The following is a 12,540-nucleotide window of genomic DNA, read 5'->3' as shown; positions in this document are numbered from 1 at the left end:
TTCGGAGAAGGAGGCGTGCGGTCCTATCCTCCGCGCCTCTTCATGTCGGACGTCGGACAACGCCAGGGACATGGCGGCGTCCTTTCCAGGAGTGACGCATGCGCATCCATGGAGCGCTGGCCTGCGCCGGAATGGTGTTCCTGGCGGCGGGCTGCCAGGGCGACCCGAAGCCCCAGCCCGACGCGGGAGTCGCGGACGCGGGCCCCGACGGGGGCTCCCAGGACGACGCCGGCACCCGCGCCCCCTCCCTCTCGGAGACGCCGCGCTGGCAGGTGCAGGGGGATGGCCTCGTCGCGCAGGAGTGCTTCGGCCGGGGCGTGGCGCTGGGCGACCTCAACGGCGATGGCCGCCAGGACCTGGTGGTGACTTCACCGCCGTGTACGAGCGGCCCCACGCTCCCCGGCCGCGTGATGGTGTACCCGGGGCAGGCGTCCTCCTTCTCCAAGACGCCCGTCACCTCCACGCTGTCGTGGGTGCACCCCAGCCCGCGCACGTCGGGCTACCAGCTGGTGGTGGCCACGGGCGACATCGACGGGGACGCGTACGCGGACGTGCTGGTGAAGGGCTACTACGGCGTCAGCGTGTACCGGGGCGGGCCGGACCTGTCCCAGGTGTTCGCGCAGCCGGTGTTCCGCGCGCCGGACTCCACCACCCTCCGCTTCAGCAGCGCGCAGCTGCTGGACCTGGATGGCGACGGGCTGGATGACCTCGTCGTCTCCACCTTCAGCGGCAGCACCACCCTCTACCGCGCGACACCGGGGGGCGCGGAGGGCCCCTTCACCAACGCGCGCGTGCTGTCCGGCTACGTGCAGCCCGCCGGAGACACGGACGGAGATGGCGCCCAGGACCTGCTCATCTCCCTCTTCGACGAGGAGAACGGCCAGGGCCTCTTCCTGGGCTGCAAGGCGGACGGCCCGCGCGTCTGTGACGGGCCGCTCACCACGCAGCCGGTGTGGAGGGGCACGGCGGAGAGCATGAGGGGGATTCCGGACCTGGACGGGGACGGCCGCCCGGAGGCGCTCGCGTCGCTGAGGGGCAGCGTGCGCCTGCACCTGTCCGACGCCTCCGTCCAGGGCTACTCCGCCACGCCCGCGTGGACGTTGATGGACGACCCGGTGTTCCCCAGCGTGGCCGCGCAGAGCCTCGCCGTGGGGGCCATGGCGAAGGGCAGCACGGGGCACGACTTCGTCCTCACCGCGCTGGGCCGCGTGTTCCTCTTCCGCCCCCTGGAGAACGTGTCCGGCCCGCTGGCGCCCGTCTGGTCGTGGCCGCGCTCCAACCGCCTCCTGCCCCAGACGATGCTGGGCTTCAGCCTCCCCGCCGTGGCGGCTCCTGGCGACCTGGACGGGGACGGGTACGACGACCTGGTGGTGGGCCTGTCGCAGGAGAACGACGGCACGCGCGCCCCGGGCCGGGTGGTGGTGTATGGCGGCGGCCCGGTGCCGGACGTGAGCGAGCCCGCGCCCGCGCTGATGCCCACCCGGACGTGCAACCTCCAGGTGGATCCGGTGAACGGCAAGCCGGACCTCACGGTGGACCGGGACGTCATGGCCCGCTCGCTCTACATCGAGCGGCGCTCCTTCGCGCAGGACTCCTGCGAGGTGCGCGAAGGCTGCGTGCCCGCGGGCGGCGAGCGGCGCCTGCTGCGCTTCACCACGTCCATCATGAACATGGGCAGCGCCCCGGCGGTGGTGCCCTCCCCGGACGAGCGGCCGGACCTCTTCGTCTACGACGCGTGCCACCAACACCACCACCTGGTGAACTTCGCCGGCTACGACCTGAAGGACGCGTCCGGCCACACCACGGCCGTAGGGCGCAAGCAGGGCTTCTACATGGTGGACTTCACCCAGTCCTGCGCGGACGGCGTCCCGCTGTCCTGGTACGACCCGGGCACGGGCATCTCGCCTGGCTGGTCGGACGTCTACACCGCGGACACGGCCTGCCAGTGGCTGGACGTCACCGACACCCCGGACGGCGAGTACACCGTGCGCGTGGGCGTGGATGAGAACCACATCATCGACGAGGCCGACGCGCTCCCCAACGAGGCCACCGTCAAGGTGCGCTTGACCGGCGACACGGTGACCGTGCTGCCTTGAAACCCGGGAAACGCGGCCGCGGGGCGGCGCCGGGTGAAGGCCGCGTGCAATGGGTGGCCCTCCTCGGCGTAGAGTGCCTGACGCGGCCCGCCGGCCGGGGTGTCTCCCGGTGCGGTGGGCCGCGCGGCTTCCTCGCGTGAAGGGGTGGTTTCGTGAACTTCCGGGTCGACGTGTGGGAGGGCGCGCGCATCGCGCTGACCTCGCTGCGCTCCAACCGGCTGCGGACGGTGCTCACCACGGTGGGCATCGGCGTGGGCGTGTGCACCCTGCTGGCCATCGTGGGCATCATCCAGGGGCTGAACAGCTCGTTCGCGGAACAGCTCAACAAGATCGGCTCCAACACGCTCCAGGTGTCCAAGTTCCCCTGGGTGATGAACGGGGACTGGTGGGCGTACCGCAACCGCAAGGCGCTCTCGCTCGACCTGGTGGCGCCCCTGCGCGCCGCCTCCGAGCACGTGGTCGCGGTGGCCCCCATGATGTTCGTCAACGCGGAGGTGTCCTTCCAGAACCGGAAGCTCGCCTCCGTGCAGACCATGGGCACCAGCCCCGACTACGCCATGACGTCCTCCGTGGAGATGGGCCAGGGCCGCTTCCTCACGGACGCGGACGTGGACAACCGCTCCGCCGTGGTGGTGATTGGCGCGGAGGTGGGCAAGGTGCTCTTCCCGGGCATCAACCCGGTGGGCCACCGCATCCTCGTGGACCGCCGCCCCTACCGCGTCGCGGGCGTCATCGTGGAGCGCGGCACGGTGCTGGGGCAGAACGTGGACCTGGTGGTGATGCTGCCCTACACCGCGTTCCAGGGGCACTTCGGCACCCAGCGCGACGTGACCCTGGTGCTCGCGGTGGACCAGCAGGAGAACGTCCCCCGCGTGCAGGACCGGCTCACGGAGACGCTGCGCCGCGAGCGCAACACCAAGCCCGGCGCCCCGGACGACTTCGCCATCAACCGGCCGGACCAGCTGGCCAACATGTACGCGCAGCTCACCGGCGCGCTCTACGGCGCGGCCACCGGCGTGGGCCTCATCACCCTGCTCGTGGGCGGCATCGGCATCATGAACATCATGCTCGTGTCGGTGCGCGAGCGGACGCGGGAGATCGGCGTCCGGCGGGCGCTGGGCGCGCGCAAGCACACCATCATCCTCCAGTTCCTCATGGAGGCGGCCAGCGTGTCCGCGGTGGGCGGCGCCATGGGCACCGCGGTGGGCATGAGCCTCGCGTGGCTGGTGAACTACCTCACGCCCCTGGCGGCGGCGGTGCAACCCCTGACGGTGGCGCTGGGCGTGGGCTTCTCCGCGGTGGTGGGCCTCCTGTTCGGCATCTGGCCCGCGGCGCGCGCCGCGAACCTGGACCCCGTGGAAGCGCTCCGCCACGACTAGGCGCGAGCGGGAGACCTGACCATGTGGATGGCTTTCTGGGACACGGTGCGGCTGGCCTTCGGCACGTTCCGCTCCAACCCCCTGCGCTCCTTCCTGACGCTCCTGGGCATCGTCATCGGCGTCACCACGGTGGTGTCCATGATGGCCCTCATCGAGGGCCTCCGGAACCAGGTGAACGACCAGATGTCGGAGCTGGGCAGCGACTGCTTCCAGGTGCAGCGGCTGCCCTTTGGCCAGGGCCAGCTCTCCGTCGCGGAGCTCGCGCGCCGGCCGCGCTTCACCTACGCGGACCTGGACGCCATCCGCACGCAGCCCTCCATCGCGCAGGCCGCCGGCGAGGACTCCAAGGGCGGCCAGAAGGCCTCCACCGCCGACCGCGAGTCGCGCCCCAACGTGAACGTCTGGGCCGGCACGGCGGAGTACTTCCACACCAACTCGGTGGGCCTGTCCGCCGGGCGGCCCTTCACCGACGCGGAGTTCGTGGACGGCCGGCGCGTGGCGGTGATTGGCCAGGACCTGGCGGACACGCTGTGGCCCGGCCTGGATCCGCTGGGCCGCGAGTTCCGCCTGCTGGGCCGCACCTTCCAGGTGGTGGGCACGCTCAAGCGCCGGGGCGGGTTCCTGGGCGGCGGCAGCCAGGACAACCAGGCCATGATTCCGCTGTCCACCTTCGCGACCATGTTCGGCGTGCGCGACTTCCGCATCAGCATCCAGGCGAAGTCCCCGGAGCTGCTCCAGCGCGCCCAGGACGAGGTGACGCTGCTCATGCGCCGCCGCCACGCGCTCAAGGCGGACGAACCGGACGACTTCTTCCTCTACAACAACGCGTCCGCCACGGAGATGTTCAACAACCTCTCCTCGGCGGTGTCCGCCGCCAGCTTCGGCGTGTGCATCCTGTCGCTGCTGGTGGGCGGCATCGGCATCCTGAACATCATGCTGGTCGCCGTGACGGAGCGGACGCGGGAGATTGGCATCCGCAAGGCGCTGGGCGCCAAGCGCTACCGCATCCTCGCGCAGTTCGCGCTGGAGGCCGTGGTGCTGTCCCTGGTGGGCGGCGCGGTGGGCGTGGCGCTGGGCGTGGGCCTGGCGCACCTGGCGCGGTGGATGATCAACCTGCCCACGGAGGTCCCCATGTGGTCCGTGGTGGTGTCGCTGGTGATGAGCTGCGGGGTGGGGCTGGCGTTCGGCATCTACCCGGCGGCGCGCGCCGCGAAGCTGGACCCCGTGGAGGCGATGCGCACGGAGTAGCGCGCGCGCTTCGCGCATGAAGAAGGCCCCGACCCGGCATGAAGCGGGTGGGGCCTTTTTTCATCGCGGTCGTCGCCTGCCCCAGGCTACGGGCAGGGGTATGTGCAGGTGAGCTGCCCGGTGATGGGGTTCTTGAAACACTGGGGCGTGCAGTCCTGCGCGTCCGCGGAGGACGGCGTGGCGGCGATGCCCAGGCCCATCACGGTGGCCGCGGCGGCGAGGATGAAGGCGAGGCGACGGACGTTCTTGCGAGCCTGCATGTGTCTTCTCCCTGCTGGGTGTTGGCGCTGCGCGGAGCACTGTAGGAACCCGGGCTGACAACGCCAGCGCCGAGGCGTCGGGCTCGCGCGCTGGCGTGGAGGGCGGGGCGCCGAGGCGCCGCGCGCGGAAGGAAGATTGAAACGCCGGTGCGGCGAAACAGCGCGTCAATGCCTGGGAGTGGGGGTGCGGCTCCACTGATAGCCAACGGTGGCGCCGCTGCCGATGAGTGACAGCGCGAGGTAGCGGCGCAGGAGGTCCAGCCGCTCGCTGGAGCCGGCCAGGTGGCGCAGGCCTTCATGCGCGGCGATGCCCAGCAGCATTCCCGCGGCCGCGCCGCCGAGCGCGCCCAGGTACGCGCGGCCGGGCCGCTGGCTGTCGCCGAACGCGACCTCGCCCATGCCCCAGGTGCCGAGCGCGGCGACAGGAGGCGTGACGACCATCGCCGCGCCGAACGCGCCCACCTCCAGCTCGAGCCACCGGCCCTGGGGATAGGAAGGGTGGAGGAAGAGGACGCGTCCGGGGAGCGAGGCGAGCACGGTGCCCGCGGCGGCCTCCGCGGCGGTGGCGCCCAGGCGCGTGTCCCCGCCCACGCGAGTCGCGGCCCAGACCGCGCCCACGGGCAGCAGCGCGACGCCGCCGTGCGCGGCCCAGGTCCCGCCGGACAGCGAGGCCTCCGTGTCGGGCTCACCGTGCGGGATGAAGGGCCGCAGCGGGCGGGGAGGCACGGCGGGAGGCGGCGGCTCCGCGTCTCGGAACGGCGCGTCCAGCGCGGCGGGATTCAGCGGAGGCGGTGGAGGTTCCGGCGCGGCGGGCGAAGGCAGCGCCTCCTCCGGAGGAGGCGCTGCGGGGCCGGCCACGGGCGCGTCGGCTTCGCGCGGTTCATCGCGAGGCGCGGGGGCGTCCCCCTCCGCGGGCGGCTCGTCCTGCGCCCCCGTGGGAGCGGCCGCGGCGGGCGCCCCCAGCAGGACCAGCGACAGGAGCGCTCCGCGCGCTGGTGACCTCCCCCGTCGCCCCATGCCGTGTGTGTCCTCCCGCGCATCCCCTGTTCACGTCCAGCAGTGCGCATGCGACGCGCCCGGCACCACCGACCTCTTGTTTCGCCGCGCTCAACCGTCGGCGGGTGGACGGTGTTCGTGTCCGTGCACGCCCTTCCTCCACTCGAAGACATCCGGCGGATGCGGAAGGGTGGGGGCTGCCCTAGCTTCCGGACCGTGCGGCTGGTCTGGCCCATCCTGCTCGCCCTGCTCGCCGCGGGGTGCCCCTACCCGAACCACCGACAGGACCTGCGCCTGCGCGCGCTGCCGGAGGACCCGGCCGCGAGGGAACTCGCCATCGAGCAGACACTGGGCATCCCGATGGAGCCCGGCAACGCCGTGGAGCTGGTGCAGAACGGCCGCGTCTTCGACGTCATCGAGCAGGAGATCCGCGCCGCCCGCTCCAGCATCCACATCGCCAGCTACATCTGGCGTCCGGGCATCCCGTCGGACCGGGTGCTCATCGCGCTGCGCGAGCGCGCCCCTGGCGTGCAGTGCCGCGTCATCGTGGACCCGCTGGGCAGCGTGAACTTCGAGGTCGTGGCGCCGGTGCTCGCGGACGCCGGCTGTGACGTGCGCGTCTACCGTCCCTACCAGGGCGCGGTGGCGTCCCTGGACGCGGTGCGGATCCGCGCGCGCATGCACCGCAAGATGATCATCCGCGACGGCGAGGTCGCGCTGACCGGAGGCTTCGGCATCTGGCGCAGCTGGCTGGGCAACGGCGACGCGCCGGAGACCTGGCGCGACACCAACGTGCGGGTGCGAGGCCCGGTCGTGCGAGGCATGCAGCTCGCGTTCGCGCGGAACTGGCAGGAGTCCGGCGGCGACTTCCTGCCCTCGGAGTCCTTCCCGCAGCTCGCGCCCGCCGGAGCCGCGCGGGCCTGCTTCGTCGCCAGCACCGGCCACCGCTTCCTCTCGGAGGCGTCGAGGATGTGGCTGCTGTCCATCGCCTCCGCGAAGCACCGGCTGTGGATCGCCAACTCGTACTTCATTCCGTCGGAAGCCATCAGCGACATGCTCATCCTCAAGGCGCGCGAGGGCGTGGACGTGCGGGTGCTGGTGCCGGGCCGCTACCACGACGTGAAGCCCGTGCTCGCCGCGCAGCGGGCGTCCTACGCGCGGCTGCTGGAGGGCGGCGTGCGCATCTACGAGTACGAGATCTCGATGCTGCACTCCAAGACGCTGGTCGCGGACGACACGCTGAGCGTCGTGGGCTCCACCAACATGGATCCGCTGGCGCTCAGCCACACCGACGAGGGCTCGGTGGTGGTGGAGGACAAGGCGCTGGCGGAGGAGCTGGCGGCGGCCTTCGAGGAGGACCTCACGCACTCGGCGGAGGTCCACTGGCACGGCTGGAAGCGGCGCGGCCTGCTCCAGCGGCTGGGCGAGCAGCTGCCGTGGCTCATCGGCGACTTCCTGTGAGCCATCCGCTCCCGAGCCCACCTCCCGGGCCCGGGAGGACCTGTCTGCTTGCCCGTCCGGCTGACAGGAGACACCCGCCGCGGGAAGCCGGGCCGGGCCGGGGCGCGTTGCTCTCTCCATGGCCTCGACCCGACCGTTCCATGCCGCCCTGCTGTCGCTGACCCTGGCCCTGCCGGCCTTCGCGGCCGGGCCCGCGGTATGGGGCGAGGGGATGATGGTGAAGGTGCGGCCGGGGACCGCCGCCCGGAGCGCCACCGAGGTGCGGCTCACCGCCGCGCGCAACGAGTTCGTCTCCTTCCAGGTGGCGCTGCACGGCGGCGACACGGGGCTGAAGGGCGTGCGAGCGAAGCTGCCCGCGCTGGAGGGCCCCGCGACGCTGACGGGGCCGGACGTGACGCTGTACCGCGAGGCGCTGATCACCACGAAGCAGGCGTCGGTGGCGGGAGAGCCGGTGGGCGCGTGGCCGGACGGCCTGGTGCCGGACAGGGACGAGCTTGCCGGTGAGACGCGAAACGCCTTCCCCTTCGACGTGCCCGCGGGCGAGTCGCGAGCCCTCTGGGTGGACGTGCACGTGCCCCAGGGCGCGCCCGCAGGCGACTACACGGGCACGGTGACGGTGGAGGCGGACGGGGGCTTCCAGCGGCAGGTGACCGCGAGGCTGACGGTGGTGGACGCGGCGCTGCCGAGCACGTCCTCGCTGCCCTCTGCGTTCCTGCTCTGGCCGCCGCACGTGTGCCGCGCGCACATGGGGCGCGAGGACTGCACGGCGGAGGAGCTGCAACCGCTGCTGGAGCGCTACCAGCGGATGGCCCTGGAGCACCGCTTCACGCTGTCCAGCCTCTTCCCGCGCAAGCCGTGGCCGCCGGAGTGGCGCTGCTTCGACGCGACGTGGGGACCGTACATGGAAGGCACCGCGCCCACGCGGCTGCCGGGCGCGAGGATGACGAGCCTGGAGTACGTGGGGCCGCTCGACGCGGCGAACCTGAAGGACTTCACGGCGCACATGAAGGACAAGGGCTGGCTGGACCGGGCCTACGTGCAGCTGGGGGATGAGCCGCCCTACGGCACGACCTTCGCGCAGGTGCAGGCGAACGGGGACCTGGTGCGCCAGGCGGCGCCCGGCCTGCGCACGATGCTGACGACGAACTCGCGTGAGCTGAAGGCCAACGACCTGGGAGACCGGGTGGACGTGGTGGTGCCGCTGGTGAACCACCTGGACGGCACGGACGCGAACTTCCGGGGTGACCAGCGCGAGACGTACACGGCCTTCCTGAAGCGTCCGGGAACCGCGTTGTGGATGTATCAGAGCTGCATGAGCCACGGCTGTGCGTATGGGACCAACGCGCCGGAGAACAAGCCGGGCGCGGGCTGGCCGTCGTACATGCTGGACCGGTCGGCGGCGAAGGCGCGCGCCATGGAGTGGGTGACGTACCTCGAAGGCGCGACGGGCGAGCTGTACTACCAGACGGTGGGCATGCTCTCCACGGCGTGGGCGGACCAGTACCGCTACAACGGCAACGGGGACGGGACGCTCTTCTACCCGGGCACGCCCCAGGCGATTGGGGGCAAGACGGACGTGCCGGTGGCGTCGATGCGGCTCAAGCTCCTCCGCCAGGGCATGCAGGACTACGAGTGGCTCAAGGCGGTGGGTGACGCGGGAGACCCGGCCTTCGCGCGCAAGGTGGCCCGGGACCTGATTCCGGCCGCGTCGCGGGTCTCGGACGACAGCGCCGCCTTCGATGCGGCGAGGCTGAAGCTCATCCAGCGCTACGAGGAGCTGACCGCGGGCCAGAAGCCGGATGAAGGCACGCAGCCGCCGGACGCGGGCACCCAGCAGCCGGGGACGCCGACGGACGGGAGCACGCAGCAGCCGGGGACGCCGACGGACGGGAGCACGCAGCCGCCGGAGACGCCGACGGACGGGGGCACGGCGCCCACGCCGGACGAAGCCTCGGGAGGTCCATCGCAGAGGCCGTCCGATGTGACGCCAGACGCGGTCTCCGACGCCCAGTCGGGCGGATGCAGCACGGGCGGAGGCGGCACGGCGGCGATCGCGGGGGGCCTGTTGTTCGCGGCCTGGGCGCTCGGCGGCATGCGTCGTCGTCACGCTCGCGTGACCGTGCCCGCCCGGAGGCGGTAGTCGCGGGGAAGGCACGCGAGGCGTGCACGCCTGCCGCGACGCGCCATGCCGGCGGGCCCCCTGCCGGAGGCAGACCGCGAAAACCTGTCCGACAGTCGGACAGGTCTTGGAGAACCGCGGCCCGGACCCTGCCGCCCCGCTGCCGGAGGCGAACCGCACGAACCTGTCCGACAGTCGGACAGGTCTTGGAGAACCGCGGCCCGGACCCCCGGCCCTGGCGGCCAGCCTGAGCCCGTGTCGGACCGGGGAGGTACAAGCCTGGCTGCCTGCCCGGAAGCCCCGCGCAGGTCCGCGACGCCATGCTAGAGGGCGACGCATGAGCACGGACGTGGTGAAGCGCGCCGTCATCCGCGAGGCGCGGCCCGAGGACGACCAGGCGATTGGCGAGCTGTTGGTGGAGGCCTACGTCACGCAGTACGCGAAGAAGCTGCCGGAGGTCGTCTACTCCGACGAGCGCAAGGCGTTCCTGCGCGACGTCGCCTCCCGGCGGAAGGTGTGCACCCTCCTCGTGGCGGAAGTGGACGGCGAGGTCGCGGGCACGGTGGCCCTGTACCCGCCCGGCGCGCCCGGCTCCGAGGCGTGGCTTCCCCGCACGGCGGACCTGCGCGCGCTGGCCACGTCGGTGCGCTACCACGGTCAGGGGCTGGCCCAGCCGCTGCTGGCGGAGTCGGAGGTCCTGGCGAAGCGCTGGGGCGTGGACGCCATCTCCCTCCACGTGCGCCAGGGCGCGGTGGGAGTCGCGCGCATGTACCAGCGCCGGGGCTACCAGCGGGCACCCGAGGGTGACATGGACCATCGTCCGGAGGTGTTCCTGGAGGCGTACCTGCTGCCCCTGAAGTGACGCCCGTCAGGCGGGGGCGTCTTCAACCGTGGAGAGCGCATCCCGTCTGACGCCGGAGGGTCCGCGAAGGCTCGCGTGACCCGGGCACCGGAGGGGATCGCGCGCAGGCGTCGTGGCGTGCGCCCTGCCCCGGAAGGGGCGCCGGTCGGCACGCGCCGACCCCATCCCCGGTGTTCCCCTCATGATGATCCCCATTCCCGAGCAGTCGCTCGTGTTGCTCCTCGGTCCATCCGGTTCCGGCAAGTCCACGCTGGCGAACGCGCACTTCCTCCCGGAGGACGTGCTGCCCGGCACGGGCAACGAAAAGAAGCTCCACGACGAGGTGTCGCGAAGGCTCGCGCGCGGCACGCTCACCGTCATCGACGGCGTCCCGCTCAGCGCCGAAGCGCGTCGTCATTACGTGACCCTGGCGCGCGAGCACCACGTGGCCCTGGTCGCGGTGGCCATGGACACGCCGGAGGCGCTCTGCCTGGAGCGCAACCGCGCTCGCTCCGGGGCGCACGCCAGTCCCCGCGCGCTGCGCAACCAGGTGCAGCAGCTCCAGAACGCGCTGAAGGGGCTGGCGAAGGAGGGCATCCGGCACGTGCACGTGCTCACGCCGGAGACGGTGGAGGCGGTGGCGTTCGAGCACCGCCCGCTGCCCAGCCATCGCCAGGACGAGCACGGCCCCTTCGACCTCATCGGAGACATCCACGGGTGCTTCGATGAGCTGAAGGCCCTGCTGACGGAGCTGGGCTACACGGTCGCGCCGAGAGCGGACGGCAGCCCCGGCTTCGACGTGGGCACGCCCGGCGGGCGCAAGGTGGTGTTCCTGGGCGACCTGGTGGACCGGGGGCCGGGCGTGGTGGGCGTGCTGCGGCTGGTGATGGGCATGGTGGAGGCGGGCACGGCGCTGTGCGTGCCGGGCAACCATGAAATCAAGTTGCTCAAGAAGCTGCGGGGCAAGGACGTGCGCGTGGCGCGCGGGCTCGCGATGACGCTGGAGCAACTGGCGCGGGAGCCGCCCGGCTTCCCGCTTGCCGTCGCGGACTTCATCGAGGCCCGCTCGCCGCACTACGTCCTGGATGACGGCCGCCTGGTGGTGGCGCACGCGGGCCTGAAGGCGTCCATGCACGGCCGGGACACCCCCGAGGTGCGCGACTTCGCCCTCTACGGCGAGACCACGGGTGAAGCGGACGCCTACGGCCTGCCGGTGCGCGCCGACTGGGCGCGCGACTACAGCGGTGAGGCCACGGTCGTGTACGGCCACACCTCCGTGACGGAGGCCGAGTGGGTGAACAACACCCTCTGCCTGGACACGGGCTGCGTGTTCGGAGGGAAGCTGACCGCGCTGCGCTATCCGGAGCGGCAGCTCGTCTCCGTGCCCGCGCGTCGCGAGTACTGGAGGTCACGGAGCCACGCGACCGCGTGAAGGGAGACGAAGGCGGCCCGCCGCGCGGGAGGACACCGGGGGTGCGGCCCGCCGCTCCCTCGCGGTCTCGGTGAGGACCGTTGAAACACGTGAAACCCCATGGGTCTCATGTGACAGGGGCCACGCCAGCACGGTGGGAAAGGTGCATGTGCCCCGGGGCGGGCTTACCGTGTAGGGCCCATGTCCCTCCGCAAGGACTTCATCGAGCGCGCCATCGAGCAGTTCGTCGCCGCCATCGCCAGCCTCCTCAAGGCTCGGAAGGAGAAGCGGTACGGGGACGCACGCAACCTCATCCGCGACACCGCCCTCACCGTGCTGGGCATGGAGTACGGCGCGCTCGTCCTCGCGGACGCCGAGTCCACCTCGCGCCTGCTGGGCACCGCCTCGCGCGTGCGCATGCTCGCGAAGCTGGTGCGCGAGGACGGCGAGCTGATGCGCGAGCAGGGCGACCCGCTCACCGCCGACTCGCGCTTCCTGCTGTCGCTGGAGCTCTACCTGGAGGCCATCTCCATGGGCCTCAACCCGGACACAGAGGACGCCACCGCCATCGCGGAGCTGCGCGCCACCACGGACACCACCGCCATGTCGGAGCGGCACCAGCGGATGCTCTCCCAGGCTTGACGAAGCGCGGCGCGCACGTTCGCGCACCCGCGCATCGGTCCGGTTTGCGACACATCCACAGGGGGGACGCCATGGCTTCCGATCAAG

The 12,540-nt window shown here is 72.0% G+C and carries 10 protein-coding genes; 8 read left to right on the top strand and 2 right to left on the bottom strand.

Going from position 1 to position 12,540, the window contains the following annotated elements; all coding sequences use genetic code 11:
- Window positions 1-98 precede the first annotated feature (98 nt).
- The 3 genes from U8525_RS09000 to U8525_RS08990 all read left to right on the top strand — a co-directional run bounded on the left by U8525_RS09000 (window position 99) and on the right by U8525_RS08990 (window position 4,723).
- Window positions 99-2,096 carry a lysyl oxidase family protein gene (locus tag U8525_RS09000; protein ID WP_374263766.1) on the top strand — a complete coding sequence of 666 codons (1,998 nt, stop codon included), beginning with the start codon at window positions 99-101 and terminating at the stop codon, window positions 2,094-2,096.
- Between the two features lie 152 nt (window positions 2,097-2,248).
- Window positions 2,249-3,475 (top strand): ABC transporter permease, encoded by a 1,227-nt coding sequence (locus tag U8525_RS08995; RefSeq protein ID WP_374263763.1) that lies wholly within the window; start codon window positions 2,249-2,251, stop codon window positions 3,473-3,475.
- Between the two features lie 21 nt (window positions 3,476-3,496).
- Entirely contained in the window at window positions 3,497-4,723 is a 1,227-nt protein-coding gene (locus U8525_RS08990) for an ABC transporter permease (RefSeq protein WP_374263761.1), read from the top strand.
- An 86-nt stretch (window positions 4,724-4,809) separates the two neighbouring features.
- Here U8525_RS08990 and U8525_RS08985 read toward each other — a convergent pair whose 3' ends face one another.
- Window positions 4,810-4,983, bottom strand: a complete 174-nt coding sequence (locus tag U8525_RS08985) for a hypothetical protein (protein WP_374263759.1) — start codon at window positions 4,981-4,983, stop codon at window positions 4,810-4,812.
- Between the two features lie 165 nt (window positions 4,984-5,148).
- Window positions 5,149-6,000 (bottom strand): hypothetical protein, encoded by an 852-nt coding sequence (locus U8525_RS08980; protein WP_374263757.1) that lies wholly within the window; start codon window positions 5,998-6,000, stop codon window positions 5,149-5,151.
- A 195-nt stretch (window positions 6,001-6,195) separates the two neighbouring features.
- Between U8525_RS08980 and U8525_RS08975 the strand changes: the two genes are divergently transcribed.
- The 5 genes from U8525_RS08975 to U8525_RS08955 all read left to right on the top strand — a co-directional run bounded on the left by U8525_RS08975 (window position 6,196) and on the right by U8525_RS08955 (window position 12,453).
- Window positions 6,196-7,440: a phosphatidylserine/phosphatidylglycerophosphate/cardiolipin synthase family protein gene (locus U8525_RS08975; protein ID WP_374263755.1), complete on the top strand. Its 1,245-nt coding sequence runs from the start codon at window positions 6,196-6,198 to the stop codon at window positions 7,438-7,440.
- A gap of 118 nt (window positions 7,441-7,558) precedes the next feature.
- A complete protein-coding gene (locus tag U8525_RS08970) occupies window positions 7,559-9,580 on the top strand; it encodes a glycoside hydrolase domain-containing protein (RefSeq protein WP_374263753.1) in 2,022 nt (673 codons plus the stop codon).
- A gap of 316 nt (window positions 9,581-9,896) precedes the next feature.
- Entirely contained in the window at window positions 9,897-10,421 is a 525-nt protein-coding gene (locus U8525_RS08965) for a GNAT family N-acetyltransferase (protein WP_374263750.1), read from the top strand.
- 181 nt (window positions 10,422-10,602) lie between these two features.
- Complete coding sequence (locus tag U8525_RS08960; protein ID WP_374263748.1) at window positions 10,603-11,832, top strand: AAA family ATPase; 1,230 nt, start codon at window positions 10,603-10,605, stop codon at window positions 11,830-11,832.
- 180 nt (window positions 11,833-12,012) lie between these two features.
- Window positions 12,013-12,453: a hypothetical protein gene (locus U8525_RS08955; RefSeq protein WP_374263746.1), complete on the top strand. Its 441-nt coding sequence runs from the start codon at window positions 12,013-12,015 to the stop codon at window positions 12,451-12,453.
- The last annotated feature ends 87 nt before the right edge of the window (window positions 12,454-12,540 follow it).

The sequence above is a fragment of the Corallococcus sp. RDP092CA genome (assembly GCF_041903675.1).
Classification (GTDB): Bacteria; Myxococcota; Myxococcia; order Myxococcales; family Myxococcaceae; genus Corallococcus.
Note: the sequence above shows the minus strand (reverse complement) of the source record. Positions and strands in the feature narration are given on the sequence as shown.